Below are 26,862 nucleotides of genomic sequence, written 5' to 3'. Positions count from 1 at the left end.
CGGACGAGGGCCGGCATCGGCCGAACGGGCGCACGAGGGGTGGTGGTGCCGCTACCCATCAGGTACATACGATCGGGTAGCACCAGTCGGTAACGCACCCACTCCCCCCGATTCGCGGCGAGGTGAGCCTCATGTCCGCAACACCCGCAACGCCCCCGGTTCCGTCTCCCCCCACCGTCACCGAACGTGAGGCACGCCAGGTCGCGGAGGCCGCCCGGGAACAGGACTGGCGCAAGCCCAGCTTCGCCAAGGAACTGTTCCTCGGCCGCTTCCGCCTCGACCTGATCCACCCGCACCCGCTGCCCGCCGACGAGGCCGCCCAGCGCGGCGAGGAGTTCCTCGCCAAACTGCGCGACTTCTGCGAGACGAAGATCGACGGCGCCCTGATCGAGCGCGAGGCGCGCATCCCCGACGAGGTGATCACCGGGCTCAAGGAGCTCGGCGCCCTCGGCATGAAGATCGACACCAAGTACGGCGGCCTCGGCCTGACCCAGGTCTACTACAACAAGGCCCTCGCCCTGGTCGGCTCCGCCAGCCCGGCGATCGGCGCGCTCCTCTCCGCCCACCAGTCGATCGGCGTCCCCCAGCCCCTGAAGATGTTCGGCACCCGGGAGCAGCGGGAGACGTTCCTGCCGCGCTGCGCGCGCACCGACATCTCGGCGTTCCTGCTCACCGAGCCGGACGTCGGCTCCGACCCGGCCCGCCTCGCCACCACCGCCGTGCCCGACGGCGACCATTACGTGCTCGACGGCGTGAAGCTGTGGACCACCAACGGCGTGGTCGCCGACCTCCTCGTCGTCATGGCCCGGGTGCCGAAGTCCGAGGGGCACCGGGGCGGCATCACCGCCTTCGTCGTCGAGGCCGGCTCCGAGGGCATCACCGTCGAGAACCGCAACGCCTTCATGGGCCTGCGCGGACTGGAGAACGGCGTCACCCGCTTCCACCGGGTCCGGGTGCCCGCCGCCCACCGCATCGGCGAGGAGGGCCAGGGCCTGAAGATCGCGCTCACCACCCTCAACACCGGCCGGCTGTCCCTGCCCGCGATGTGCGTCGGCGCCGGGAAGTGGTGCCTGAAGATCGCCCGCGAGTGGTCGGCCGCCCGCGAGCAGTGGGGCAAACCGGTGGCGCTGCACGAGGCCGTCGGCTCCAAGATCTCCTTCATCGCCGCCACCACCTTCGCCCTGGAAGCGGTCCTCGACCTGTCCTCGCAGATGGCCGACGAGGACCGCAACGACATCCGCATCGAGGCCGCTCTCGCCAAGCTGTACGGCTCGGAGATGGCCTGCCTGATGGCCGACGAACTCGTCCAGATCCGCGGCGGACGCGGTTTCGAGACCGCCGACTCCCTCCGGGCGCGCGGCGAACGGGCGGTTCCCGCCGAGCAGATGCTGCGCGACCTGCGCATCAACCGCATCTTCGAGGGCTCCACCGAGATCATGCACCTGCTGATCGCGCGGGAGGCGGTCGACGCCCACCTGTCCGTCGCCGGCGACCTGATCGACCCCGAGAAGTCCCTCGGCGACAAGGCCCGGGCGGGCGCCAACGCGGGCGTCTTCTACGCCAAGTGGCTGCCCCGGCTGGTCGCCGGACCGGGACAGCTCCCCGGCGCCTACGGCGACTTCAAGCACGGCATCGACCTGTCGCCGCACCTGCGCTACGTCGAACGCACCTCCCGCAAGCTGGCCCGCTCCACCTTCTACGCCATGTCCCGCTGGCAGGGGAGGATGGAGACCAAGCAGGGCTTCCTCGGCCGGATCGTCGACATCGGCGCCGAACTGTTCGCAATGAGCGCCGCCTGCGTCCGCGCCGAACTGCTGCGCCGCCGGGGCGAGCACGGCCGCGAGGCGTACCAGCTCGCTGACGTCTTCTGCCGCCAGTCCCGCATCCGCGTCGAGGAACTGTTCGACCGGCTGTGGACCAACACCGACGACCTGGACCGCAAGGTCGTCAAGGGCGTCCTGTCCGGCACCTACACCTGGCTGGAACAGGGGGTCGTCGACCCCTCCGGGGACGGCCCCTGGATCGCGGACGCCTCGCCCGGCCCGAGCACGAAGGAGAACGTGCACCGGCCGATCCGCTGACGCCGCCACCGGCCCGCCCGGCGGCCGGAAGCACGGCGGACACGGGAACCGGCTGCCGGGGCGGGACCCGGCAGCCGGCGCGACCGGACACAATAGAGCCCATGACCGACGCTCCAGCTCCCCTGGCCGATCCGCATCTGGTGTACGACCCCGTTGCGGGGGACGGCCCCAAGGACGTGGTGATCCTCGGCTCCACCGGGTCGATCGGCACCCAGGCCATCGACCTCGTGCTGCGCAACCCCGACCGCTTCCGGGTCACCGCCCTGTCCGCCCACGGCAGCCGGACCGGCCTCCTCGCCGAGCAGGCCCACCGGCTGCGGGTGCGCACGGTCGCCGTCGCCCGCGAGGACGCCGTACCGGCGCTGCGTGAGGCGCTGTCCGCGCGGTACGGGGCCGGGGAGCCGCTGCCCGAGATCCTCGCGGGGCCCGACGCGGCCACCCACGCCGCCGCCTCGCCCGCCCACACCGTCCTCAACGGCATCACCGGCTCCATCGGCCTCGCCCCGACCCTCGCCGCCCTGGAGGCGGGCCGCACGCTCGCGCTGGCCAACAAGGAGTCGCTCATCGTCGGCGGGCCGCTCGTCAAGGCGCTGGCCAAGCCCGGTCAGATCATCCCGGTGGACTCCGAGCACGCCGCGCTGTTCCAGGCGCTCGCCGCGGGCACCCGCGCCGACGTCCGCAAGCTGGTCGTCACCGCCTCCGGCGGCCCCTTCCGCGGCCGGACCCGGGCGGAGCTGGCCGACGTCACCGTCGAGGACGCCCTCGCCCACCCCACCTGGGCGATGGGGCCGGTGATCACCATCAACTCGGCGACGCTCGTCAACAAGGGCCTGGAAGTCATCGAGGCGCACCTGCTGTACGACATTCCCTTCGACCGCATTGAGGTCGTCGTGCACCCGCAGTCGTATGTCCACTCGATGGTTGAGTTCACGGACGGATCGACACTGGCCCAGGCGACGCCCCCCGACATGCGGGGGCCCATCGCCATCGGCCTCGGCTGGCCCGAAAGGGTCCCCGACGCCGCCCCGGTCTTCGACTGGAGCAAGGCGTCCACCTGGGAGTTCTTCCCCCTGGACCACGAGGCGTTCCCCTCGGTGGGCCTCGCCCGGCACGTGGGCGAGCTCGCGGGGACCGCACCGGCGGTGTTCAATGCCGCCAACGAGGAGTGCGTGGAGGCCTTCCGGGCCGGCACGCTGCCGTTCAACGGCATCATCGAGACCGTCACGCGGGTGGTCGAGGAGCACGGCACCCCGCGGCCGGGAACCTCGCTGACCCTGTCGGACGTCCTCGAAGCGGAGACCTGGGCCCGCGCGCGGGTCCGGGAACTGACCGACCGGACGGCGAGCGCGGAGGCGCGTGCATGACGACCCTGATGTTCTTCCTCGGCATAGTCGTCTTCGCGGTCGGCCTGCTGGTCTCCATCGCCTGGCACGAACTGGGACACCTGTCGACGGCCAAGATGTTCGGCATCCGGGTGCCGCAGTACATGGTCGGCTTCGGACCGACCCTCTGGTCGCGGCAGCGGGGCGAGACCGAGTACGGCGTCAAGGCGATCCCGTTCGGCGGCTACATCCGCATGATCGGCATGTTCCCGCCCGGCCCCGACGGACGGCTGGAGGCCCGCTCCACCTCCCCGTGGCGCGGCATGATCGAGGACGCCCGCTCGGCGGCCTTCGAGGAACTGCAGCCCGGCGACGAGAAGCGCCTGTTCTACACGCGCAAGCCGTGGAAACGGGTCGTCGTCATGTTCGCCGGCCCCTTCATGAACCTCGTCCTGGCCGTGGCGCTGTTCCTGACCGTCCTTATGGGCTTCGGGATCCAGCAGCAGACCACCACCGTCAGTTCCGTCTCGCCGTGCGTCATCTCCCAGAGCGAGAACCGCGACAAGTGCAAGGCCGGCGACCCCGAGTCCCCGGCCGAGGCGGCGGGCCTGAAGGCGGGCGACCGGATCGTCGCCTTCGACGGCGTGCGCACCGAGGACTGGGCCACGCTCTCCGACCTCATCCGGGACAGCGCGGGCAAGGAGGTGCCGATCGTCGTCGACCGCAAGGGCGAGGAGGTCGCCCTCCGGGCCGAGATCGCCACCAATCTGGTCGCCAAGAAGGACGGCAACGGCACCTACGTCGAGGGCGAGTACGTCAAGGCCGGCTTCCTCGGCTTCAGCGCGGCCACCGGCGTCGTCAAGCAGGACCTCGGCGACTCCGTGGTCTGGATGACCGACCGGGTCGGCGACGCCGTCGACTCCCTCGCCGCCCTGCCGTCCAAGGTCCCCGCCCTGTGGGACGCGGCCTTCGGCGACGGACCGCGCGAACCCGACTCCCCGATGGGCGTCGTGGGCGCGGCCCGGGTCGGCGGCGAGATCGCCACGCTGGAGATCCCCGCCTCCCAGCAGATGGCCATGTTCGTGATGCTGCTCGGCGGCTTCAACCTCTCCCTGTTCCTGTTCAACATGCTCCCGCTGCTGCCGCTCGACGGCGGGCACATCGCGGGCGCGCTGTGGGAGTCGCTGCGCCGCAACCTGGCCCGGGTCCTGCGCCGGCCCGACCCCGGACCGTTCGACGTCGCGAAACTGATGCCGGTGGCCTACGTGGTGGCCGGGATCTTCGTCTGCTTCACGCTGCTCGTCCTGGTCGCCGACGTCGTGAACCCGGTCCGCATCTCCTAGCCCCAGGGGGCGGACACCCCCTGGCCGGACACCCGTCACCCGCCGTTCACGACGGCCCGGAACCGCCCGGTTCCGGGCCGTCGTCCTTTGGGTGGGTTTAGGGGCGTGATGTGCCCGGCCGCGCGCCCGTACCGTAATCTCGGGACCCGGAGCCCGCTGCTCACCGGGAGCCGGACCTTGATCCACGACTTGGGGTTGCACAGCAGATGACTGCGATTTCTCTCGGCATGCCGTCCGTTCCGATCAAGCTGGCCGAGCGCCGCAGGAGCCGCAGGATCCAGGTCGGGTCGGTGGCGGTGGGCGGTGACGCGCCGGTGTCGGTGCAGTCGATGACGACGACGCGGACGTCGGACATCGGTGCGACGCTGCAGCAGATCGCGGAGCTGACGGCGTCGGGGTGCCAGATCGTGCGGGTGGCGTGTCCGACGCAGGACGACGCGGACGCGTTGTCGGTGATCGCGAGCAAGTCGCAGATCCCGGTGATCGCGGACATCCACTTCCAGCCGAAGTACGTGTTCGCGGCGATCGAGGCCGGGTGCGCGGCGGTGCGGGTGAATCCGGGCAACATCAAGAAGTTCGACGATCAGGTCAAGGAGATCGCGAAGGCGGCGGGGGAGCGGGGGACGCCGATCCGGATCGGGGTGAACGCGGGGTCGCTGGACCGGCGGCTGCTGCAGAAGTACGGCAAGGCGACGCCGGAGGCGCTGGTGGAGTCGGCGCTGTGGGAGGCGTCGCTGTTCGAGGAGCACGGGTTCCGGGACATCAAGATCTCGGTGAAGCACAACGACCCGGTGGTGATGATCGAGGCCTACCGGCAGCTGGCCGAGAGTTGCGACTACCCGTTGCATCTGGGGGTGACGGAGGCGGGTCCGGCGTTCCAGGGGACGGTGAAGTCGGCGGTGGCGTTCGGTGCGCTGCTGTCGCAGGGGATCGGGGACACGATCCGGGTGTCGTTGTCGGCGCCGCCGGTGGAGGAGATCAAGGTCGGTAACCAGATCCTGGAGTCGCTGGGGTTGCGGCAGCGGGGTCTGGAGATCGTGTCGTGTCCGTCGTGCGGGCGGGCGCAGGTGGATGTGTACAAGCTGGCCGAGGAGGTCACGGCGGGTCTGACGGGGATGGACGTGCCGTTGCGGGTGGCGGTGATGGGCTGTGTCGTCAACGGTCCGGGTGAGGCCCGGGAGGCCGACCTGGGGGTGGCGTCGGGCAACGGCAAGGGGCAGATCTTCGTCAAGGGCGAGGTCATCAAGACGGTGCCGGAGTCGAAGATCGTCGAGACGCTGATCGAAGAGGCGATGAAGATCGCCGAGCAGATGGAGAAGGACGGCATCGCCTCGGGCGAACCCCAGATCTCCGTCGCGGGCTGACCAGGGCCTGTCCCGCAAGATCCGCCGGACGGACCCCGGACCGCCCACGCCGTTTCGGACGCGTCCCGACGACCGGGCGGACGGGGGCCCGCGGCGGCCCCCGCCCGCCCGGCGGCGACAGCGGCCTCCCGTTCCGGCCCCGCGGCCGACCGGGGCCCGGCGCCGGTGCCCGTCGGCCCGGCACGGGTCTCCGACCGGGCCCCGGGCAGGCGTCCGCACGATGCGGCGCGGCAGCGGCTGCGCAGGTACAGTGCGGAAACCAGCAGACCCCAGTGTGTGAGGCCCCGCGCGTGTTGACGCAGACCACCTCCCGGGTCCTCGAACCGAGTGACCTGGACGCCGCTCTCGCGGTCCTCGACCGCGAGCCGGTCGCCAACGCCTTCGTGACGTCCCGGGTGCAGGTCGCGGGCCTGGACCCCTGGCGGCTCGGCGGCGAGATGTGGGGCTGGTACGAGGGCGGCATGCTGACCTCCCTGTGCTACGCGGGCGCCAACCTCGTCCCCATCTGCGCCACCCCCCGGGCCGTGCGCGCCTTCGCCGACCGGGCCCGCCGGGCCGGCCGCCGCTGCTCCTCCATCGTCGGCCCGGCCGAACCCACCGCGGAGCTGTGGCGTCTGCTGGAACCCCAGTGGGGCCCCGCCCGCGAGGTCCGCGCCTGCCAGCCGCTCATGGTCACCGACCGCATGCCCGCGGACCTCGCCCCGGACCCCTACGTGCGCCGCGTCCGCAAGGACGAGATGGAACGGATCATGCCGGCCTGCGTCGCCATGTTCACCGAGGAGGTCGGCATCTCCCCGCTGGCCGGTGACGGCGGACTGCTCTACCAGGCCCGGGTCGCCGAACTCGTCGGGGCGGGACGTTCCTTCGCCCGCTTCGACGCCGACGGCAACGTCGTCTTCAAAGCGGAGATCGGCGCCGCCACCGACCGCGCCTGCCAGATCCAGGGCGTCTGGGTGGCCCCCGAACACCGCGGCACCGGCGTCGCCGCCCCCGGCATGGCCGCCGTCGTGCGCTACGCCCTCGCCGACATCGCCCCCGTGGTCAGCCTCTACGTCAACGACTTCAACACGCCGGCCCGCCGCACCTACCGGCGCGTGGGCTTCGAGGAAGTCGGCGCGTTCATGAGCGTGCTGTTCTGAGACGGCCGGGCGAGCCGTTCTGACCGGTCCACACGCCCTGTAGTCTCCCCGCATGCTGCGCTTTCCCGGTCACGGCCGACCCGCCGCCGACGACATCGTGATCGGCCCCCTCGACCTGCCCGCCCGCGTCGACGACGCCCTGGCCGTCCAGGCGGTGGCATTCGGCCTCGGCCCCGACGAGGTGGCCGTGCGCCGGCAGATCGTGCTGCGCCACATGACGCTCCCCGGGGCCCGGGCGTTCGGCGCCACCACCGCCTCCGGGCGCCTGGTCGGGTTCGTCTACGGCATGCCCAACGACCGCGGCCACTGGTGGTCCACCGTGGTGGAGCCCTACCTGCGCGCCCTCGGCCACGCGGACTGGCTCGACGACTCCTTCGTCATCACCGAGCTGCACGTCCACCCGCGGCACCAGCAGCACGGCATCGGCCGCGCCCTGATCACCACGATCACCGACGGCGCCGACGAGCCCCGCTCGATCCTCTCGGCCATCGACGTGGAGAGCCCCGCCCGCCGCCTCTACCGTTCCCTCGGCTACCAGGACCTGGCCCGGCGGGTGCACTTCCCCAGCGCCACCAAGCCCTACGCCGTGATGGGCGCGCCCCTGCCCCTGCTGCGCCCCTGACGGGCCCGCTGCCCCAAACCGATTTCCACCGCCCCGTCCCGCCCGGCTAACCTCTCGTCATCACCTTCCCCCCTCTCGGCTGCGTTCGAGCCGGGGGACCCCCAGCAGCAGGAGTACGAGAACCATGGCGAACGCACCGGTCCAGCGCATGTCCCAGTTGATGGCGAAGACGCTGCGCGACGACCCGGCGGACGCCGAGGTCCTCAGCCACAAGCTGCTCGTCCGTGCGGGCTACGTGCGCCGCACCGCCGCCGGCATCTGGAGCTGGCTGCCGCTCGGGAAGAAGGTCCTCGCCAACGTCGAGCGCATCGTCCGCGAGGAGATGGACGCCATCGGCGCCCAGGAGGTGCTGCTGCCCGCCCTGCTGCCGCGCGAGCCCTACGAGGCGACCGGCCGCTGGGACGAGTACGGCGGCGAACTGTTCCGCCTGAAGGACCGCAAGGGCGGCGACTACCTCCTCGGCCCGACGCACGAGGAGATCTTCACCCTGCTGGTGAAGGACCAGGCGTCCTCCTACAAGGACCTGCCGGTGATCCTCTACCAGATCCAGACCAAGTACCGCGACGAGGCGCGTCCCCGGGCGGGCATCCTGCGCGGCCGCGAGTTCCTGATGAAGGACTCCTACTCGTTCGACGTCACCGACGACGGGCTCGGCGAGTCCTACGCCCTGCACCGGCAGGCGTACCAGCGCGTCTTCGAGCGGCTGGGCCTGGACTACCGGATCTGCGCGGCCACCGCCGGTGCGATGGGCGGCTCCAAGTCCGAGGAGTTCCTGGCCCCGGCGGAGGCCGGCGAGGACGTGTTCGCCGACTGCCCGAACTGCGACTTCGCCGCGAACACCGAGGCGATCACCTACGAGGTGAGGCCGGTCGACGCTTCGGACGTGCCCGCGGCCGAGGACATCCCGACCCCGGACACCCCCACCATCGAGACCCTCGCCGCCTCCCTCGGGGTGCCGGCCTCCGCCACCCTGAAGAACCTGCTGGTCAAGGTGGATGGCGAGATCGTGGCCGTGGGCGTGCCCGGTGACCGCGAGGTCGACATGGGCAAGCTGGAGGCGCACTTCGCGCCCGCCGAGGTCGAGCTGGTCACGGAGGCGGACTTCGCCGCCCGTCCCGACCTGGTCCGCGGCTACGTCGGCCCGCAGGGCCTGGAGAAGGTCCGCTACCTCGCCGACCCGCGCGTCGCGCCGGGCACGGCCTGGATCACGGGCGCCAACCAGGCCGACACGCACGCGAAGAACGTCGTCGCCGGCCGGGACTTCGAGGTCGACGCCTACGTGGACGTCGTCGTCGCGCAGGACGGCGACCCCTGCCCGAAGTGCGGCACCGGCCTGCGGCTGGACCGCGCCATCGAGATCGGCCACATCTTCCAGCTCGGCCGCAAGTACACCGACGCCCTGAAGCTGGACGTGCTCGGCCAGAACGGCAAGCCGGTCCGCGTCACCATGGGTTCCTACGGCATCGGCGTCTCGCGCGCGGTCGCGGCGCTCGCCGAGCAGCACGCCGACGACAAGGGCCTGATCTGGTCCAAGGAGGTCGCGCCCGCCGACGTGCACGTGGTGGCCGCGGGCAAGGCGCTGCAGACCGAACTGGCCCTGGACGTCTCGGACAAGCTCGCCGCGGCCGGTGTACGCGTCCTGGTCGACGACCGGGCCGGAGTCTCCCCGGGCGTGAAGTTCACCGACTCCGAGCTGATCGGCGTCCCGCAGATCCTGGTCGCCGGACGCCGCGCCGCCGAGGGCGTCGTGGAGCTGAAGGACCGCCGCACCGGCGAGCGCGAGGAGCTCACCGTCGAGGAGGCGGTGGCCCGTCTGACCGCCCTCTGACGCGGCCCGCGCGTCGCCCCCGGCCGGCTCGGCCCGGCCGGGGGCGACGCCGGCCGGAGATCCCGGCCGCGCACCGCCGCGGACGGGCCCCCGGCGGAGTCAGCAGACGCCGGCCGTGACCGGTTGCCCGGTGAGGCCGACGGGAAGTTCGAGCCGCGCGCCGCAGAAGCACAGCAGCGCGGTGCCGGAACCCTCCGGCGCGCCCAGATCGATCGTCAGCAGGGCCCGCAGTTCCCGGAACACCTCGAAGGCCCGGGAGCCCCGCGCCACCAGGACACTGACTTCATCGGGGTCCCACACGACGATGTCCGGCAGATCGTCCGCCACGAACACGTGGATGCACATGACTGTCTCCCCAGGGATGCACAACGGCATGAAGTTCCGCTTCGGGAGGCCAGCGGCCACCTGATGGTATCGGTGCTCTGGGTCACCTGTGGGGTTTTTGGTGCATTGGTCGGCCGTCGGGCCGAGGTTGCGACGCGTCGCGTTCAGGACATCCGGCTGACCTGGAGCATGGCTTCCGCGTCCTTGATCAGCGCGCGCTGCCGCGCTTCGGGGAGCTGGCGGTAGAGCTTGAGCAGCCGGGCCTCGCGCTCGTCGCGGCCCGGTCCGGGCACCGGCCGCCCGACCGCCTCGAAGAACTCCTTGGGCGTGGTCCGTACGCCCCACCGCCGGAACACCTCGACCATGGCCCGCAGGCGCTCCGGGGGGATCCGCGAGGTGCCGCGGGTGCGGTTCATCCAGGCGTTGAGCGTCTGGTAGGAGATGCCGGCCTCCCTGGCCAGGTCCTTCTGGCTCCGGCCGGGGGCCTGGGCGAGGAGGCGTTCGAGCAGCGCTGCGAGATCCTCGCCCGGCTGTTCCTGGTCGTCACCGGCGGCGGAGGGGGAGGGAGGCGTCTCGCGGTTCGTCACGCGTCAGAGGATCGGCCATGGCCATCTACAAGCGCAAGTAGATCGCAGATCGTCGCCGGGTCACGTGGTGTGCGCCCGCGCACGTGAGCCAGTCGCGCACCACCTCCGGGCGCCGTGCGTTCCGTGACGCGAGTATGCCCCCGGTACCTTGACACGATCTACATCCACACGGAGACTGTAGACGGTTTGGGGGGCCGGATCCCGGCCGTACCGGGACGGACGGGCGTGCGAGCGTCCGCACCGTCCCGGTCGGACGGGCCTCCTCGGGTGGTGAGGCCCGTTCGAAGCGTCAGGCAAGAATCCACATCTACATGAAGATTGCAGGCGGTGTCCTGTCCTGCGCGTCCCGGCGGGGCGCCGCACACCGGGCGCCCGCCCGTGACCCGACGTCGAAGGAGAACCGACCGTGTCCTTACAGACCGGCAGGGGAACCACCCCGGAGCCCGCGTGGCTCGCTCGTGCCCGCACCGGGGACAGGGAGGCGTTCGCCCACCTCTACCGCGAGCACTACGGCTTCGTGTACCGCTATCTGCTGTGCCGCACCCGCGACCGGCACCTGGCCGAGGACCTGGCCCAGGAGGTGTTCGCACGCGCCCTGCGCACCATCGGCGGCTTCGCCTGGCGGGGCACCGACCCGGTCGCCTGGCTCACCATCATCGCCAGGAACCTCCACCTCGACGAGGTCGGCCGCAGCCGCACCCGCCGGGAGACCCTGGTCGCCGAGTTCGGCGACCCGGTGCAGCCCGGCCCCGGCACCGAGTCGCTGGTGCTGCGCGAACTGGACGCCGTCGAGGCCGGCGAGACCGTGCGTCGGGCGCTGCGCACCCTCGCCCCGCCCCAGCGGCACTGCGTCGAACTGCGCTTCCTCGGCGGGCTGTCGGCCGAGGAGACCGCACACGCCATGGGCCGCACCGTCGGCGCCGTCAAGGCGCTGACCCACCGCGCCATGCACAAACTGCGCTGGGCGGCGGGAGTGATGTCCTCGTGAACGAACGCCCCCTCCACGCCGTCGACGGACACCTCGGCACGGCGTACGACCCCCTCCCCGGCGGCGGGCACGCCCACGCGGCCGATGCCCACCTCCACGCCCCGGACGCGCACGGCCACACGGCGGACGCCGCCCTCCGTGCCGTCGACGCGCACGCCCACCCCGCGGACGGCTTCCCCGCGGACGGCTTCCCCGAGCACGCCCGCGCCGAGGTCCGCACGGTGTCCGTCGTCCGCGTGACCGTCACGACCTGCCGGCACGAACAGGTCCTCGCCGTCGCCCTCCCGGCCGCCCCCGGGGCCCTCCCCGCCGGACCCCTCGAGTTCCCGGCGGCGCTCCTGCCGACCCCTGAGGGCCACCTCCACGCCCTGCCCGGCGGGGGCACGACGGCGCACCCGGCCACGGCCGCGGCCCCCGGCCAGGACGACGCCCGGGCCCGCGCCCGGGAGGTGGCCCGGACCGTCGAGCGCGAGGTCGGCACCCACCCGGACGTGCGCGGCGTCCGGGCGGACGGCGACACGGTGCGCGTCCTGCTCCGGCTCGGCATCCCGTCCCGGCGCTGGGACGCGTGGTGCGCCTACTTCGGGGTCACCGTGTCCGGCGAGCAGCCCGGCCCCCGCACGCCCGCCGGCGAAGGACGGCGCGACGGAGTCCGGGTGACCGTCCTCGCCCGCGGCCCGGACGGCACCCACGAGGACGGTGCGGACGGGACGGCCGAGCGGACCTACCGCTACGGCGGCACCGCCTACGACCTGACGCTCCCGCACCGCGACGCCCACGGCGAGACCTGGTACTTCCAGGGGCTGCGCACCCCCGACGGGATGCCCCTGCTGTCGGTCGACGGCCGCCCGGAGCGCTGCTCCCTGGCCAACGTCGCCGAGTACGCCGGCCCGCTCACCCCCGTCCGCGCCGCCCCCTACGACGACGAGGAGCAGTGATGAGGACCCCGGCCGCCGTGGGGGCGGCCGGACGGCGTCCCGGCGGCCTGCTCGGTCGGCTCCTGCGGCACCGCACGGCCCGCCGCCGGGAGACCGAGGACCGGCTGCGCCTCCAGCACGAACTGTCCGTCAGCAGACAGCGGCTGGCCCGCTGGCAGCAGCACGCCGACTCCTACGAACGCCAGCTGGGCCGCGTCCAGCGGGAACGGGCGCACCTGCTGGCCTGGCTCGCGGCGCTGCACCCCGCCAGCGCGGTCCTCACGCCCCTCACCGGCCCCGGCCAGGGACCGCAGGAGGCCCACCGCCTGTGCCTGGTCGCCGGGGGCTGGCACCTGTCGTGGCGGATAGCACCGGGTGACCTCGCCCTGTTCGCCCACGTGCCCTGCGGGGCGGAGACCGTCCCGCACCCCGTGCCCGACGGCGAGGCCCCTGACCAGGACGCCGTCATCCGCCGCCACACGCAGCTGCTCGCCTGCGAAGGAACCCTGTCGGCCGGTTTCGCCGCCGCGGCCGGCCGACAGGCACCGGGGCCCCCGGCCGGTCCGTGACCCGTGCCGGGGCCCCGGGACTCCGGCCGGCAAGCTCGGGAGGCACGCCGACCGGACCACCTGCGCCCCCCTGCCACCACACACGGCAGGGGGGCGCACCCGCCCGCACACCGCCCGAGAGCACCGAGGAGTCAGAGCCAGGTGGCGAACTCCAGCAGCAGTTCCGCGTCCTGGACGCGGCCCACCCGGCGGGCGCGCACGCCCGACTCCACCGCGCGGAAGAGGGTCCAGCCGCGCAGCCGCTCCTGGTCCACCTCCAGCGACTCCGCGAGCCGCTTCACCCGGCGGCGGGTCGTCGCCGCACCGGACGGCTGGGCGATCAGGTCCTCCACCCGGTCGCGGACGAGCCGGGCCAGGTCGAAGGCGCACTCGCCGACCACCGGGTCCGGGCCCACCGCCAGCCACGGCATCCGCTCGCCCGCGAGCACCTTGCTCTGCCGGAACGTCCCGTGCAGCAGCCGGGGTTCGGGCGGCCCGGCGAGCAGCTCGTCGCGGGCGGTCAGCGCCGCCCGCACCAGCGGGGCCGCCTCCGGGTCCGTCCGGGCGCTCGCCCGCATCGCCTCGGCCTGCCGCCCGGTCCGCTCGGCCACCGTCTCGAAGCCGTGGTCCGCAGGCGGCGGCACCCACAGGCGGCGCAGTGTCCCCGCCGCCTCCAGCAGGGCCCGCGCCTCGGGCAGCGACCGCACCGACACGTCCGGGTGCAGCCGCTCCAGCAGCAGCACCCCCTCGGACTCCTCCGGGACGGCGCCCGCGTCCAGCAGCTGCACCGCGCCCCGCCCCGCCCAGTGGGCCAGCGCGGCCCGCTCGGCCTCCGGCCGGAACCGGCGCGGGGCGAGCTTCAGCACGGCCGGCGTGCCCTGCGCCGTGCTCACCAGCACCACCAGACTGCTGCGGCCCCCGGGCACCTGCACCCGCTCCACGGTCAGCCCGAGCGCGGCGACGGCCCGCCGTGCCGCACCGGGCACCTGCTCCAGCCAGCGGTCACCGTCCGGAGCCGTCTCCGCGAGCGCCCTCACCAGACGCCTCGGCGGGTCGAAAACCATGCGCGCGTCGTTCCCTTCGTGGTGTCGCGGGGCCTGCCGCCCGTCGTGCGCCGTCCGTGCACCCGGCGCCGTGCCGTCCCGGGCCGCGCCGCCCGCGGGCACCTCAGCCGTCCGGACCGGCCCGCTCGGCCAGCCCAGGGAAGGCTACGCTCCCCCCGCTCCAGCGGGCCGAGCGCACCGCCGCCTCCCGCAGCGCCTCCGCCGCGGCCCGCCGCCGCCCGCCCCGGCTGTCGCGGACGAGGTCGGCGTAGACGCCGGCGAGGCGGTTCTCCAGCTCCGCGGCCAGCCGCAGGGCCGCCGCCGCGTCCGGCACCGGGAACGGCAGCGCGTACCCGGCGGCCGCGGCGACCGGTGCGGCTCCCGCCTCCCGGACGTCGCGCACCAGCGCGTCCCGGCGGGCCCGGTGGGCGTCGTACGCCGCGCGGACCTGCGGTCCGTGCTCCTTGCCGACGCGGCCGCCGACGACTCCGTAGCCGTACACCGCCGCGTGCTCCGCCGCCAGGGCCGCCTGCAGGGCCCGCAGCTCCCGCTCCTCCGCCTCGTTCACGCCCGTCCCTCCGTCAGCAGGTACACGTGCGCCGCCCCGGCCGCGGCCGCGGAGGCCAGCAGCCGGGCCAGCTCGCCCGGTGCCTCCAGCAGCGCGCGGGTGCGCCGGCCGGCGAGCTCCCGCTCCGCCGCGGCGAGGTCGGCCAGGGCCTCCTTCGGCGTCGCCGGCACGGCGCCGGAGGACGGCGGGACCGGCGAGGACGGCGAGACCGGCGCCGCGGACTCCCCGGCACCGGTACCGGACGGCGTCGCCGCCCCCGACGGCGACGACGCCGCTGACGGCGATGACGACGACGGCGAGGGCGACGGCGCGGGTCCGAAGGCTTCGGCGTGCCGGACGACGTCCGCGTGCAGCGGGCGCAGCCGCTCGGCGAGCCCGGGGTGGGCGGCGATCACCGCGTCGTACCGGGCGGCCAGCTCCCTGCTGTCCCGGGCCGCACGGGCGCGGGCCCGGTCCGCGGCCGAGGGGCCGTTGCCGCGGGGGGTGCCGGAGTCGTCGGAACCGGCGGAACAGCCCGCGGCGAGCAGGGCCGCGGGGGCGACGGCGAGCAGGATCCGTCTGCGGGGCCCCGAGCGGGTGCCCGGAGAGAGGGGGAACGGCACGGGAGACGTCCTCGGGGGGCTCGGTCGAACGTGGCGGCGACGGCGGGGGCCGCAGACGCGTGATCACGGTACCCGGGGTCGCCCCCGGCGGCGGTCAGCGGCACCCTCCGTCACCGGGTGGACGGCATCACCCTGTGCGACCGGATACCCTTTGACCAGACACGCGCACCGTCCCACAACAGCACACGCGGCCGAGGAGTCACCCGGATGAGCACCACCCAGAACGAGAGGCTGCGAGAACTTCTGGAACCGCTCGTCAGCTCACAGGGCCTCGATCTCGAGGAGATCGCCGTCGACTCGGTCGGCCGCAAGCGGGTGCTGCGCGTCACCGTCGACTCCGACACCGGCGCCGATCTGGACCGGATCGCCGAGGTGAGCCGCGCGCTCTCGGCGAAGCTGGACGAGACGGACGCGATGGGCAGCGGGGAGTACACCCTCGAGGTGGGAACCCCCGGCGCGGAGCGCCTCCTCACCGAGCACCGGCACTACGTGCGTGCCACCGGACGCCTGGTGAGGTTCCAGCTGACCGAGGGCGGCGAGCTGACCGCCCGCATCCTGACGGCCGACGACGAGGGACTCGACGTCGAGGTGCCGGGGGTCAAGGGCCGCAGGCCCACCGCGCGCAGGCTCGCCTTCGGCGACATCGCCCGGGCGCGCGTCCAGGTCGAGTTCAACCGCAAGGACGACAAGTCCGACGACGCGTCCGCCAGGCAGGACGACGAGAAGGAAGAGGAGGCGTAGCCGTGGACATCGACATGAGTGCCCTGCGGGGCCTGGTGCGGGAGAAGGAGATCTCCTTCGACCTGCTGGTCGAGGCGATCGAATCGGCCCTCCTCATCGCCTACCACCGCACCGAGGGCAGCCGCCGCCAGGCGCGCGTGGAGCTCGACCGGAAGACCGGGCACGTGACCGTGTGGGCGAAGGAGGACCCCGAGGACCTCGACGAGGGCCAGGAGCCCCGCGAGTTCGACGACACCCCGTCGGGCTTCGGCCGGATCGCCGCGACCACGGCCAAGCAGGTCATCCTGCAGCGGCTGCGCGACGCCGAGGACGACGCGACGCTCGGCGAGTACGCGGGCCGCGAGGGCGACATCGTGACCGGTGTGGTCCAGCAGGGCCGCGACCCGAAGAACGTGCTGGTCGACATCGGCAGGCTGGAGGCCATCCTGCCGGTGCAGGAGCAGGTCCCGGGCGAGACGTACCCGCACGGCATGAGGCTGCGCAGCTACGTGGTCCGGGTGGCCAAGGGCGTGCGCGGTCCCTCCGTCACGTTGTCGCGCACCCACCCCAACCTGGTGAAGAAGCTGTTCGCCCTGGAGGTGCCGGAGATCGCCGACGGCTCCGTGGAGATCGCCGCGATCGCCCGTGAGGCCGGTCACCGCACCAAGATCGCCGTCCGTTCCCTGCGGTCCGGGCTGAACGCCAAGGGGGCCTGCATCGGTCCCATGGGCGGCCGGGTGCGCAACGTCATGGGCGAGCTGAACGGTGAGAAGATCGACATCGTCGACTGGTCGGACGACCCGGCCGAGATGGTGGCGAACGCCCTGTCGCCCGCCCGGGTCTCCAAGGTGGAGGTCGTGGACATGGCGGCCCGGTCCGCCCGGGTGACGGTGCCGGACTACCAACTCTCCCTGGCCATCGGCAAGGAGGGCCAGAACGCCCGGCTCGCCGCCCGTCTGACCGGGTGGCGGATCGACATCCGGCCGGACACCGAGCAGCCGGGCGAACAGCCCGGCGAGTGACCCGGGCGGCGGTGCGGCACGGATCCGGTCTCCGGCCGCACCGTGCGCCGCCCGGCCGGCCCGCGAGCGGCCGGGGAATGGATCCAGGCCGCAGGTCGCTGAGATCACGACAGCTTTTCTGCGGCACGTGTTCGATCCTTGCCCCGAAGGGGTGAGGTCGGTTCGGGGAGGTAGACTGAGCTGTGTCTGGCCGGACACCTACCCGTGCATGCCCCGAGCGCACCTGCGTGGGGTGCCGGGAGCGAGCGGTCAAGAACGAGCTGCTGCGGATCGTGGCGGTCGAGGGCGCCTGCGTCCCCGATCCTCGCGGTACGCTGCCCGGCCGGGGTGCTTACGTACACCCCGTCCCGCTCTGTCTGGACCAGGCGGTGCGCCGCAGGGCGTTCCCGCGGGCGTTCCGCGTCCCGGGACCGCTCGACGTAAAGGCGTTGCGCCACTACGTCGAGCAGGCACAGGGTTGCTGACAGCAGCCCGACAGGAAGACATGCCGTACGGAACCCCCCGTGCGGTCTGGTACCTCGCGAGTCGAAAGCAGGTCGAGATTGCGATGAGCACTCGATGAGTACGCGATGAGTACGCCCATGAACTAGCGACGGTCCGGACGCAACCCGGACCTCAAAGGAGCGAAGTGGCTAAGGTCCGGGTCTACGAACTCGCCAAGGAGTTCGGTGTGGAGAGCAAGGTCGTCATGGCCAAGCTCCAGGAACTCGGTGAATTCGTCCGTTCGGCGTCTTCGACCATCGAAGCGCCCGTAGTACGCAAGCTGACCGACGCCTTCCAGGGCGGCGGCAACGGCAAGTCCGCGGCGAAGCCGGGAGCGCCCCGCAAGGCGGCCCCCAGGCCCGCGGCACCCTCTCCGGCACAGGCCGCAGGCCCCCGCGCCGCCAAGGCGCCGGGGGAGCGTCCGGCTGCCCCGAAGCCGCCGGCCGCGCCCAAGCCGGCCGCGTCCCAGTCCCCGGCGCCGTCGGCGCCCTCGCCGGCGACCCCCGGTCCGCGTCCGACGCCGGGCCCGCGCCCCGCGCCGCGTCCGGCTCCGGCCGCGCCGGAGTTCCAGGCCCCGCCCGCGTCCCCGGCCGCCCCGTCCGGGCCGAAGCCCGGCGGCGCGCGTCCCGGTGCCCCCAAGCCCGGCGGTCGTCCCGCCGGTCAGGGCCAGGGTCAGGGCCAGGGCCGTCCGGCGGGTCAGGGACAGCGTCCCGGCGGGCCCCGTCCGGGCGCCCGTCCGGCCGGTCCCCGTCCGGGCAACAACCCGTTCACCTCGGGCGGCTCCACCGGCATGGCCCGTCCGCAGGCGCCGCGTCCGCAGGGCCCGCGTCCCGGCGGCCCCGGTGCGCCCGGCGGCGGTCCCCGTCCCCAGGCACCCGGTGCCCAGGGCGGAGGTCCGCGTCCGCAGGCTCCGGGCGGGCAGCGCCCGACCCCGGGCTCGATGCCGCGTCCGCAGGGCGGTCCCCGTCCCGGCGGCCCGCGTCCGAACCCCGGCATGATGCCGCAGCGTCCCGCTGCCGGCCCGCGTCCCGGCCCCGGCGGCCGCGGTCCGGGCGGTGCGGGTCGTCCCGGCGGCGGTGGCGGCGGCCGTCCTGGCTTCGCCGGGCGTCCGGGTGGCGGCGGCGGTGCCGGCCGTCCCGGTGGTGGCGGCGGTTTCGCCGGCCGTCCCGGCGGCGGCTTCGGCGGCGGCGGTGGCCGTCCCGGCTTCGGTGGCCGTCCCGGCGGTCCCGGTGGCCGCGGTGGCACGCAGGGCGCCTTCGGCCGTCCCGGCGGTCCCGCGCGTCGTGGCCGCAAGTCGAAGCGGCAGAGGCGCCAGGAGTACGAGGCCATGCAGGCCCCGTCGGTCGGCGGTGTGATGCTGCCTCGCGGCAACGGCGAGACCATTCGCCTGTCGCGCGGTGCGTCGCTCACCGACTTCGCGGAGAAGATCAACGCCAACCCGGCGTCGCTCGTCGCGGTCATGATGAACCTCGGCGAGATGGTCACCGCGACCCAGTCCGTCTCCGACGAGACGCTCCAGCTCCTCGCGGACGAGATGAACTACACCGTTCAGATCGTCAGCCCGGAGGAGGAGGACCGCGAGCTGCTCGAGTCCTTCGACCTGGAGTTCGGCGAGGACGAGGGCGACGAGGAGGACCTGGTGGTCCGTCCGCCGGTCGTCACCGTCATGGGTCACGTCGACCACGGAAAGACCCGTCTGCTCGACGCCATCCGCAAGACCAACGTCGCCTCCGGCGAGGCGGGCGGCATCACCCAGCACATCGGTGCCTACCAGGTCACGACCGAGGTCAACGAAGAGGATCGCAAGATCACCTTCATCGACACCCCGGGTCACGAGGCGTTCACCGCCATGCGTGCCCGTGGTGCGAAGTCGACCGACATCGCGATCCTGGTCGTCGCGGCCAACGACGGCGTCATGCCGCAGACGGTCGAGGCGCTCAACCACGCCAAGGCGGCCGACGTCCCGATCGTCGTCGCGGTCAACAAGATCGACGTCGAGGGCGCCGACCCGACCAAGGTGCGCGGTCAGCTGACCGAGTACGGCCTGGTGGCCGAGGAGTACGGCGGCGACACCATGTTCGTCGACATCTCCGCCAAGCAGGGTCTGCACATCGACAGCCTCCTGGAGGCCGTCGTCCTCACCGCGGACGCCTCGCTCGACCTGCGGGCCAACCCGAAGCAGGACGCGCAGGGCATCTCGATCGAGTCCCGGCTCGACCGCGGCCGCGGTGCCGTGGCGACCGTCCTCGTCCAGCGAGGCACGCTGCGGGTCGGCGACACGATGGTGGTGGGCGACGCCTACGGCCGCGTGCGCGCCATGCTCGACGACACCGGCAGCAACGTCGCCGAGGCCGGCCCGTCGACGCCGGTCCAGGTCCTGGGCCTGACCAACGTCCCGGGTGCGGGCGACAACTTCATCGTCGTGGACGAGGACCGTACGGCCCGTCAGATCGCCGAGAAGCGTGCCGCCCGTGAGCGCAACGCCGCGTTCGCCAAGCGCACGCGCCGCGTCTCGCTCGAGGACCTGGACAAGGTGCTCAAGGCCGGCGAGGTCCAGCAGCTGAACCTGATCATCAAGGGTGACGCGTCCGGATCGGTCGAGGCCCTCGAGTCCTCGCTGCTCCAGCTGGACGTCGGCGAAGAGGTCGACATCCGCGTCCTGCACCGCGGCGTCGGTGCGGTCACGGAGTCCGACATCGACCTGGCGATGGGCTCCGACGCCATCGTGATCGGCTTCAACGTGCGCGCCGCCGGGCGGGCACAGCAGATGGCCGAGCGCGAGGGTGTGGACGTCCGGTACTACTCGGTCATCTACCAGGCGATCGAGGAGATCGAAGCGGCCCTCAAGGGCATGCTCAAGCCGGAGTACGAAGAGGTCGAGCTCGGCACGGCGGAGATCCGCGAGGTCTTCCGTTCGTCCAAGCTGGGCAACATCGCGGGTGTCCTCATCCGCTCCGGCGAGGTCAAGCGCAACACCAAGGCGCGCCTCCTCCGCGACGGCAAGGTCATCGCGGAGAACCTCACCATCGAGGGTCTGCGTCGCTTCAAGGACGACGTCACCGAGATCCGCGAAGGCTTCGAGGGCGGTATCAACCTCGGAAACTTCAACGACATCAAGGTCGACGACGTCATCGCGACGTACGAGATGCGCGAGAAGCCGCGGGCGTAACCGCCACGGTCCACGCGCCGGCCGACGGGACGCTCCATGTCCCGTCGGCCGGCGCGTGCCCGGTCCCGGCCCGGCCGGGAGCCGTGGGGCGCAATATCCGTCGATCACGCGGCCCGCTTCGTTGTACCGTTCGTGATGTCCCCGCCCACTGGATGGCGGGGCCATCGATCCCGTGCCGGCGGGTGAACCGGTTGCACATGTATGTGGGGACGCTGTCCTTCGACCTCCTCCTCGGCGACGTACGGTCGCTGAAGGAGAAGCGCTCCGTCGTCCGCCCGATCGTCGCCGAGCTCCAGCGCAAGTACGCGGTGAGCGCGGCCGAGGTGGACCACCTGGACCTTCACCGCAGGGCGCTCATCGGCCTCGCGGTGGTCTCCGGCGACGCGGGGCACATCACCGACGTGCTGGACCGGTGCGAGCGGCTGGTCGCCGGGCATCCGGAAGTGGAGCTGCTGTCCGTCAGGCGGCGCTTCCACGGCGAGGACGACGACTGACGACCAGCTTTCGAGAACGAGATCAGGAAAGAACGGGAGACGGACCAGTGGCCGACAACGCGCGGGCGAAAAGGCTGGCGGACCTCATCCGAGAGGTGGTGGCCCAGAAGCTGCAGCGCGGGATCAAGGACCCGCGGCTCGGCTCGCACGTCACCATCACGGACACCCGGGTCACGGGTGACCTGCGGGAGGCGACCGTCTTCTACACGGTGTACGGGGACGACGAGGAGCGCAAGGCCGCCGCGGCGGGCCTGGAGAGCGCCAAGGGCGTCCTGCGTTCCGAGGTGGGCCGGGCGGCCGGCGTGAAGTTCACGCCCACCCTGACCTTCGTCATGGACGCCCTCCCGGACACGGCACGCAACATCGAGGACCTCCTCGACAAGGCGCGCCAGTCCGACGCCAAGGTGCGGGAGGCGTCCGCGGGCGCCACGTACGCGGGCGGGGCCGACCCGTACCGCAAGCCGGAAGACGACGAGACGGACGACACCGCCGAATGACCCAGAAGCCCCCCACGCCCGACGGCCTTGTCATCGTGGACAAGCCGTCGGGCTTCACTTCGCACGACGTGGTCGCCAAGATGCGGGGCATCGCACGCACCCGCCGGGTCGGCCACGCCGGCACCCTCGACCCCATGGCGACGGGCGTCCTCGTCCTCGGCGTCGAGAAGGCCACCAAACTCCTCGGCCACCTCGCGCTGACGGAGAAGGAGTACCTGGGCACCGTCCGGCTCGGGCAGAACACGGTCACCGACGACGCCGAGGGGGACATCACCTCCTCCACCGACGCCTCGAAGGTCACCCGCGAGGCACTCGACGCCAGGATCGCCGAGCTGACCGGCGACATCATGCAGGTCCCGTCGAAGGTCAGCGCCATCAAGATCAACGGGGTGCGGTCCTACAAGCGGGCCCGCGAGGGCGAGGACTTCGACATCCCGGCCCGGCCGGTCACCGTCTCCTCGTTCGACCTGTACGACGTGCGGGAGGCCGTCGCCGAGGACGGCACCCCGGTGCTCGACCTGGTCGTCTCCGTCGTCTGCTCCTCCGGCACCTACATCCGGGCCCTCGCCCGTGACCTCGGGGCCGGACTCGGGGTCGGCGGGCACCTCACCGCGCTGCGCCGCACCCGCGTCGGCCCCTACCGGCTCGACACGGCGCGGACCCTGGAGCAGTTGCAGCAGGAACTCACCGTGATGCCGATCGCCGAGGCGGCGGCTGCCGCGTTCCCCCGCTGGGACGTCGACGCCCGGCACGCCCGGCTGCTCACCAACGGGGTGCGGCTGGAGATGCCCGAGATGTACGCGGGCGCCGGTCCGGTCGCCGTCTTCGGTCCGGAGGGCGGCCTGCTCGCCCTGGTCGAGGAGCACCGGGGCAAGGCCAAGAGCCTGGCCGTCTTCGCCTGACGACGACCCGGGCGCCCGTCGGGGGCGGACGGCACCACCGCCCGCCCCCGGCCGGGGAGCCGGGCCGCCGATCCGTCGCCCTCCCGCTGCCTCGCGCCCTGCCGAACCCTCGCCCCGCCGGGGCGCCTGGCGGTCCGTCGCCCTGTCGCGTCGCCTGTCGATCCATCGCCCTGTCGATCCGTCGACCCGCTCCGGTGGCTCGCCCGGTCGATCCGTCGACTTGTCTCCTCGTCGGCGCGCCGATGTGCCCGCGTGCCCGCGTGCCGGTGGAGCGGGCCTGCGGGGCGGTCGGCGTGGCCGGTTCCGCCCGTGGAGCGACGTCACGGGGGCCTGCCCCTGCCGCCGCTCCACGGTCCCCCTCGGTTCCCCCACCCCTAGGGTGTATCCACCGGACGTCCCGTGTTCACCCGTACGTGCAGGCGCTCGGAGTGAACCGGGGGAGCGGAAGGGGGCGCGTTCGCCGCAGGGCGTTTCCCGCTGATCATCGTGGCCTACTGTCCAGAACACAGGCACGGTGGTAAGGCAGTACGCGGGGAGGTACGGCGATGACGTCGCACAGCCGGCTCCGTCGCGGGCTCGACGCCCCCCACGGTCCGGACACCCCTCGGCACACCCCTCAGCACACCGGTCAGGGCCCCGGTCAGGGCCCCGCTCCGGACACCGGGGGCCGGCCGCCCGGGCCGCCGGCCCCCGAGGACCTGCTGGTGCGGATCCAGGACCTCGCCGGGCGGCCGCGCGGCACCGGCTTCCTCGCCGACCACCACGGCACGGTGATCACCAGCCACGAGGCCGTCGACGGACTGCCCCGCCTCGTCCTGCGCGCACCGGACGACCGGCACTGCGTGGTCGGCGCCGACGCCGTGACCGCGCTGCCCGCCCTCGACCTCGCCCTGGTGCGCACCGACGGGCTCGGCCTCGACCCGCTCCCCGTCACCGCACGCGACCGGGTCGACAGCGGCACCTATGTGACCCTCGCCGCCGGCTGCTGGCGCGAGGCCCGCGTCCTGGGCGCCACGACCGTCACCTACACCGCCACCGACCGCTTCCACCGCCTCGACGACGCCCTCGAACTGGCCATCGGCACCGCGGGACGGGACGCGCTGCGGCTCGGCGGCGGAGCGGCCGGCGGCCCCGTGCTCGACGCCGGGACCGGCGCCGTGCTCGGTGTGCTCGGCACCGCGCTGCGCTCCCCGCACCGCGACACCGGCTTCGCCGTCCCCCTGCGTTCCCCGGCCCCCGCCACGGCCGAGGAGGCCCACCCCGGCCGGTCGGACGGCACGCCCGCCGGTGCGCGGAGGGCCGACGGCCCGCTCGCCGCCCTCCTGGCCCGGAACGCCACCACCGTGCCCGCCTACGGCGCCGACCTGAATCTCGCCGGGGTCCTGCACCTCACCGCCACCTCCGTCGCGCAGGACGGCCCTGCGGGCGTCCTCACCGGGGACACCACCGCGCCCGGCGGCGTGCCCCGCATCGAACGGGCCCGCGTCACAACGGAGTTCACCGCGTTCGAGCAGGGCCCCGCGGCCGTGCTCGGCCTCGTCGGCCCGCCCGGCAGCGGCCGCACCACCGAACTCGCCGCGTACGCCGCCCGCCGCCACCGGGACGGCCGGCCCACGCTCTGGCTGCGCGGCGCCGACCTCCACGAGGACGACGCCTCCCTCGCCGACGCCGCCCGCCGCGCCCTGGACCGGGCCGCCCGGATCGCGGCCGCCTCCCGCAGCCCCTTCCCGGCCGGCCCGGACGGCCTCGGCGACACCGGGCCCGAGCGCCTCGCCGCCCTCGCCCGTGCGGCCGGACGCCCCCTGACCGTCCTGCTCGACGGGCCCGAGGAGATGCCCCCCGTCCTCGCCCACCGCCTGGCCGCGTGGACCGACGGCACCGCGCGCTGGCTGCGCACCACGGGCATCCGCCTGGTGGTGGCCTGCCGCCCGGAGTTCTGGGAGAACGCCGCGCCCCGCTTCCCCGCCGGGCTGCTGCACACGCCCCGGGACGCGGCGTACCGCTGCGATCAGGCCCCCGCCCGCGTGTCCCTCGGCGACCTGTCGGCCGAGGAGGCCCGGCGCGCCCGCGCCCACCACGGCCTGCCCGACGGCGTCCTCGGCGGTGCGGACGCCCGGCACCCCCTCGCCCTCCGGCTGCTGGCGGAGGTCCGGGACGCGCTCGGCGGCCCGCCCGGGGTGCCCGTCGACCGCGACGACCTCTTCTCCGCCCACCTGGACCTGATGTGCCTGCGCGTCGCGGTCCGCCTCGCCGCCGAAAACGGCCTGCGCGGCACCGCCGTGCGCCGCCTCGCCACGCGCGTCGCCGGACAGGTGCACGAAGCCGCACGGCGCAGCCTCGGGCCGGGCCAGGGGGAGCTGGAGCGGGCCGCGTTCGAGGAACTGTTCCCCTGGGGTCCTGCCCCCGCCCACCTCGGCGGGGGCACCGGCTGGGCCACCGCCGTGCTCACCGAGGGCGTCCTGGTGCCCGCCGGGAGCGGTTACCGCTTCGCCCACGAGGAGTTCGCCGACTGGATCCAGGGCGTCCACCTCGACCTGGACGAAGCCCTGCGCGCCCTGGTCCACGCCCCCCGCACCGCCGACGACCCGGATCGCGTCCCCGTCCCGCACCACCGGGCCGGCCCCGTCGTCGAGGCCCTGGTGCGCCTCGGACGCCGCCGCGGCACCGGACCGCTCGCCTCCCGGCTCGCCGACCTGGTGCACGCCCTGGACGCCGACCCGGCCTCCTGGTGGGCCGCCCGCCTGCTCTCCGCCACCCTCACCCGGGTGCCCGACGCCACGCCCTACACGGCCGTCCTGGGCCTCCTGGCCCACCGTGTGGCCGCCTGGCGGCAGCAACACCGCCCCGTGCCCGCCGACCTCGGCCCGGACTTCTGGAGCACCGTCCCGCTGCCGCCCGACACCCGCTTCGCCCTGCTGCGACGGCTCGTCCCCGCCGACGGCCCGCCGTGCGAGACCGGCCCGCGCTTCCTTGACGCCGCCGCCCGGCTGCTCACCGCCGACCCCGTCGCCGTCATCCCGCAACTCGTCCGCTGGTTCGACGACGAGCGGGCGCTGCCCGCCACCCCGCACGCGACCGTGGCGACGGCCGCACAGGTCCTGCTGCACACCCACCGCGACCGTGCCTCCGACGCGCTCACCGACGCCCTCGCCGACAGCGCCCACCGCCGGGCCGGACAACTGCTGGCCGTCCTCGCCGAGGAGGAACCCGGCGCCGTCTGCCGGGCCGTCCACCGGTGGGCGCACGACGAACGGTCCGCGCGCCGGGCCGCGGCCGCGGCCCACGGGCTGCGCGTCGTCCCGTACGTCCGCGACGGCGCCGACCGCGCCCTGCTGCGGCAGGCCGCGCTCGCCCTCCTGGACCGCACCGACGACCCCGCACCGCACGGCGGCGCCCTGGCCCTGCTCGTCCGCGACCCGCACACCAGGGATCGGCACCTGGCCCGCGCCCTGGAGCACTTCGCCGCCGGGGACCCGCAACTGCCCCCGGACGCGCTGACCGGCGCCCTCATCACCCACCCCGGGCCGGTCCTCGCGGCCTTCGGGACACGGCTGGGCCGGGCGGACGCCGCCGAGACCCTCCGCGTCCTGGGCGACGCCACCACTCCGGGCCTGGCCGGCCGGGTCGCCGCCCTGCTGCGGGACGCCGTCCGACGGCGCCCGGAACTCGCCGGCCACCTCGCGGCGTACGCCGACCGACGCCTGAACGGCGGACCCGCCGCCCAGGACGTCCTGTTCCCCCTGCTCACCGGCCTTCTCGACGGCGGTCCCGCCCCGCTGCGGGCGGCCCTCGCCGGCCTCCTCGCCGACCCCGGCACGCCCGCCTCCCGGCCGCTGCGCCGCGTCCTGCTGGACACCCTCCTGGCCCGCGAGCAGGACCCCGACGTCCTGACCGCGGTCCTGCACGCCGCCGCCCGCACCACCGGCCCGGAGCTGCGCGACCTCGTCCACCGCACCGGCCTCCTCCTCGCCCGCACCCCGGAGGGCGCCGCCCGCCTCGACCGGGCCCTGGCCGGCCTGGCCCGGCACGTCCCGGGCTTCGCCGCGGCGCTGGCCGGCTGGCTGGCCGACGCCCCGGGCGTCTGGGCGCCCCTCATCGGCACCGGCGCCCGCCGGACCGTCGAGGACGTGGTCGGCACGCGCGTGCCGGTGTGAACCGGGCGAGCACGGACGGTGCGGGCCGGTCCGGCCGGGGCAGCCGAACCGGCCACGACGGGTGAGGTGGGGGCCGGGCCGGGGCAGGCCCGGTGGGCGAGCCCGGCGGTCCGGGCGGCGGGGCCACTGCGACCATGCCGCTGCG

Annotated in this window: 23 protein-coding genes; 18 read left to right on the top strand and 5 right to left on the bottom strand. The window is 73.9% G+C overall.

Annotation, left to right across the window (positions count from 1 at the left end):
* The first annotated feature begins 131 nt into the window (after positions 1–131).
* From ACSU53_RS07935 to ACSU53_RS07905, 7 genes are all read left to right on the top strand, one after another.
* Entirely contained in the window at positions 132–2,081 is a 1,950-nt protein-coding gene (locus ACSU53_RS07935) for an acyl-CoA dehydrogenase family protein (RefSeq protein ID WP_437025930.1), read from the top strand.
* A gap of 101 nt (positions 2,082–2,182) precedes the next feature.
* Complete coding sequence (dxr, locus tag ACSU53_RS07930; RefSeq protein ID WP_437025928.1) at positions 2,183–3,445, top strand: 1-deoxy-D-xylulose-5-phosphate reductoisomerase; 1,263 nt, start codon at positions 2,183–2,185, stop codon at positions 3,443–3,445.
* An 8-nt stretch (positions 3,446–3,453) separates the two neighbouring features.
* Positions 3,454–4,746, top strand: coding sequence for a M50 family metallopeptidase (locus tag ACSU53_RS07925; RefSeq protein WP_437033073.1), 1,293 nt, complete (start codon positions 3,454–3,456; stop codon positions 4,744–4,746).
* 206 nt (positions 4,747–4,952) lie between these two features.
* The gene (gene ispG / locus ACSU53_RS07920; RefSeq protein WP_437025927.1) at positions 4,953–6,110 is read left to right on the top strand and encodes a flavodoxin-dependent (E)-4-hydroxy-3-methylbut-2-enyl-diphosphate synthase; all 1,158 of its coding nucleotides are present in this window, start codon (positions 4,953–4,955) and stop codon (positions 6,108–6,110) included.
* A 290-nt stretch (positions 6,111–6,400) separates the two neighbouring features.
* Entirely contained in the window at positions 6,401–7,249 is an 849-nt protein-coding gene (locus ACSU53_RS07915) for a GNAT family N-acetyltransferase (RefSeq protein WP_437025925.1), read from the top strand.
* Positions 7,250–7,301: 52 nt separating this feature from the next.
* On the top strand, positions 7,302–7,871 hold the full coding sequence (locus ACSU53_RS07910; protein ID WP_437025923.1) for a GNAT family N-acetyltransferase: 570 nt from the start codon (positions 7,302–7,304) through the stop codon (positions 7,869–7,871).
* Between the two features lie 124 nt (positions 7,872–7,995).
* Positions 7,996–9,699 carry a proline--tRNA ligase gene (locus ACSU53_RS07905; protein ID WP_437025921.1) on the top strand — a complete coding sequence of 568 codons (1,704 nt, stop codon included), beginning with the start codon at positions 7,996–7,998 and terminating at the stop codon, positions 9,697–9,699.
* Between the two features lie 99 nt (positions 9,700–9,798).
* Here ACSU53_RS07905 and ACSU53_RS07900 read toward each other — a convergent pair whose 3' ends face one another.
* Both ACSU53_RS07900 and ACSU53_RS07895 read right to left on the bottom strand, forming a co-directional pair.
* Positions 9,799–10,044, bottom strand: a complete 246-nt coding sequence (locus ACSU53_RS07900; RefSeq protein ID WP_437025919.1) for a hypothetical protein — start codon at positions 10,042–10,044, stop codon at positions 9,799–9,801.
* A gap of 143 nt (positions 10,045–10,187) precedes the next feature.
* Entirely contained in the window at positions 10,188–10,610 is a 423-nt protein-coding gene (locus ACSU53_RS07895; RefSeq protein WP_437025917.1) for a helix-turn-helix domain-containing protein, read from the bottom strand.
* A gap of 406 nt (positions 10,611–11,016) precedes the next feature.
* On the opposite strand from ACSU53_RS07895, the gene ACSU53_RS07890 reads away from it, so the two are divergent.
* From ACSU53_RS07890 to ACSU53_RS07880, 3 genes are read left to right on the top strand one after another with little or no spacing between them, the layout of a single operon-like run.
* Entirely contained in the window at positions 11,017–11,598 is a 582-nt protein-coding gene (locus ACSU53_RS07890; RefSeq protein WP_437025915.1) for an RNA polymerase sigma factor, read from the top strand.
* Positions 11,595–12,536 (top strand): BN159_2729 family protein, encoded by a 942-nt coding sequence (locus ACSU53_RS07885; protein WP_437025913.1) that lies wholly within the window; start codon positions 11,595–11,597, stop codon positions 12,534–12,536. The genes ACSU53_RS07890 and ACSU53_RS07885 overlap by 4 nt, the downstream gene beginning before the upstream one ends.
* On the top strand, positions 12,536–13,084 hold the full coding sequence (locus ACSU53_RS07880) for a hypothetical protein (RefSeq protein WP_437025911.1): 549 nt from the start codon (positions 12,536–12,538) through the stop codon (positions 13,082–13,084). Before ACSU53_RS07885 ends, ACSU53_RS07880 begins: the two co-directional genes overlap by 1 nt.
* A gap of 131 nt (positions 13,085–13,215) precedes the next feature.
* Here the strand turns inward: ACSU53_RS07880 and ACSU53_RS07875 are convergent, their stop codons facing one another.
* The 3 genes from ACSU53_RS07875 to ACSU53_RS07865 all read right to left on the bottom strand — a co-directional run bounded on the left by ACSU53_RS07875 (position 13,216) and on the right by ACSU53_RS07865 (position 15,276).
* Positions 13,216–14,127, bottom strand: a complete 912-nt coding sequence (locus ACSU53_RS07875; RefSeq protein ID WP_437025908.1) for an aminoglycoside phosphotransferase family protein — start codon at positions 14,125–14,127, stop codon at positions 13,216–13,218.
* 103 nt (positions 14,128–14,230) lie between these two features.
* Positions 14,231–14,674, bottom strand: coding sequence for a DUF4439 domain-containing protein (locus ACSU53_RS07870; protein ID WP_437025905.1), 444 nt, complete (start codon positions 14,672–14,674; stop codon positions 14,231–14,233).
* Positions 14,671–15,276: a hypothetical protein gene (locus ACSU53_RS07865; RefSeq protein WP_437025903.1), complete on the bottom strand. Its 606-nt coding sequence runs from the start codon at positions 15,274–15,276 to the stop codon at positions 14,671–14,673. The genes ACSU53_RS07870 and ACSU53_RS07865 overlap by 4 nt, the downstream gene beginning before the upstream one ends.
* 207 nt (positions 15,277–15,483) lie before the next feature.
* Between ACSU53_RS07865 and rimP the strand changes: the two genes are divergently transcribed.
* The 8 genes from rimP to ACSU53_RS07825 all read left to right on the top strand — a co-directional run bounded on the left by rimP (position 15,484) and on the right by ACSU53_RS07825 (position 26,717).
* The gene (gene rimP, locus ACSU53_RS07860; protein ID WP_437025901.1) at positions 15,484–16,017 is read left to right on the top strand and encodes a ribosome maturation factor RimP; all 534 of its coding nucleotides are present in this window, start codon (positions 15,484–15,486) and stop codon (positions 16,015–16,017) included.
* A 2-nt stretch (positions 16,018–16,019) separates the two neighbouring features.
* Positions 16,020–17,018, top strand: coding sequence for a transcription termination factor NusA (nusA, locus tag ACSU53_RS07855; protein ID WP_437025899.1), 999 nt, complete (start codon positions 16,020–16,022; stop codon positions 17,016–17,018).
* Between the two features lie 182 nt (positions 17,019–17,200).
* Complete coding sequence (locus ACSU53_RS07850) at positions 17,201–17,482, top strand: YlxR family protein (protein ID WP_362101673.1); 282 nt, start codon at positions 17,201–17,203, stop codon at positions 17,480–17,482.
* Positions 17,483–17,646: 164 nt separating this feature from the next.
* Positions 17,647–20,670 carry a translation initiation factor IF-2 gene (infB, locus tag ACSU53_RS07845; protein ID WP_437025897.1) on the top strand — a complete coding sequence of 1,008 codons (3,024 nt, stop codon included), beginning with the start codon at positions 17,647–17,649 and terminating at the stop codon, positions 20,668–20,670.
* 197 nt (positions 20,671–20,867) lie between these two features.
* Positions 20,868–21,164, top strand: coding sequence for a DUF503 domain-containing protein (locus tag ACSU53_RS07840; RefSeq protein WP_362101735.1), 297 nt, complete (start codon positions 20,868–20,870; stop codon positions 21,162–21,164).
* A gap of 47 nt (positions 21,165–21,211) precedes the next feature.
* The gene (gene rbfA / locus ACSU53_RS07835; RefSeq protein ID WP_019527009.1) at positions 21,212–21,661 is read left to right on the top strand and encodes a 30S ribosome-binding factor RbfA; all 450 of its coding nucleotides are present in this window, start codon (positions 21,212–21,214) and stop codon (positions 21,659–21,661) included.
* Positions 21,658–22,563, top strand: a complete 906-nt coding sequence (gene truB / locus ACSU53_RS07830) for a tRNA pseudouridine(55) synthase TruB (RefSeq protein WP_437025895.1) — start codon at positions 21,658–21,660, stop codon at positions 22,561–22,563. The genes rbfA and truB overlap by 4 nt, the downstream gene beginning before the upstream one ends.
* A gap of 545 nt (positions 22,564–23,108) precedes the next feature.
* A complete protein-coding gene (locus tag ACSU53_RS07825; protein ID WP_437025893.1) occupies positions 23,109–26,717 on the top strand; it encodes a trypsin-like peptidase domain-containing protein in 3,609 nt (1,202 codons plus the stop codon).
* Positions 26,718–26,862 lie beyond the last annotated feature (145 nt).

The sequence above is a fragment of the Streptomyces sp. enrichment culture genome (assembly GCF_964273255.1).
Taxonomy (GTDB): Bacteria; Actinomycetota; Actinomycetes; order Streptomycetales; family Streptomycetaceae; genus Streptomyces.
The sequence above is the reverse complement of the archived record's forward strand: the minus strand, read 5'-3'. Positions and strand labels throughout refer to the sequence as shown.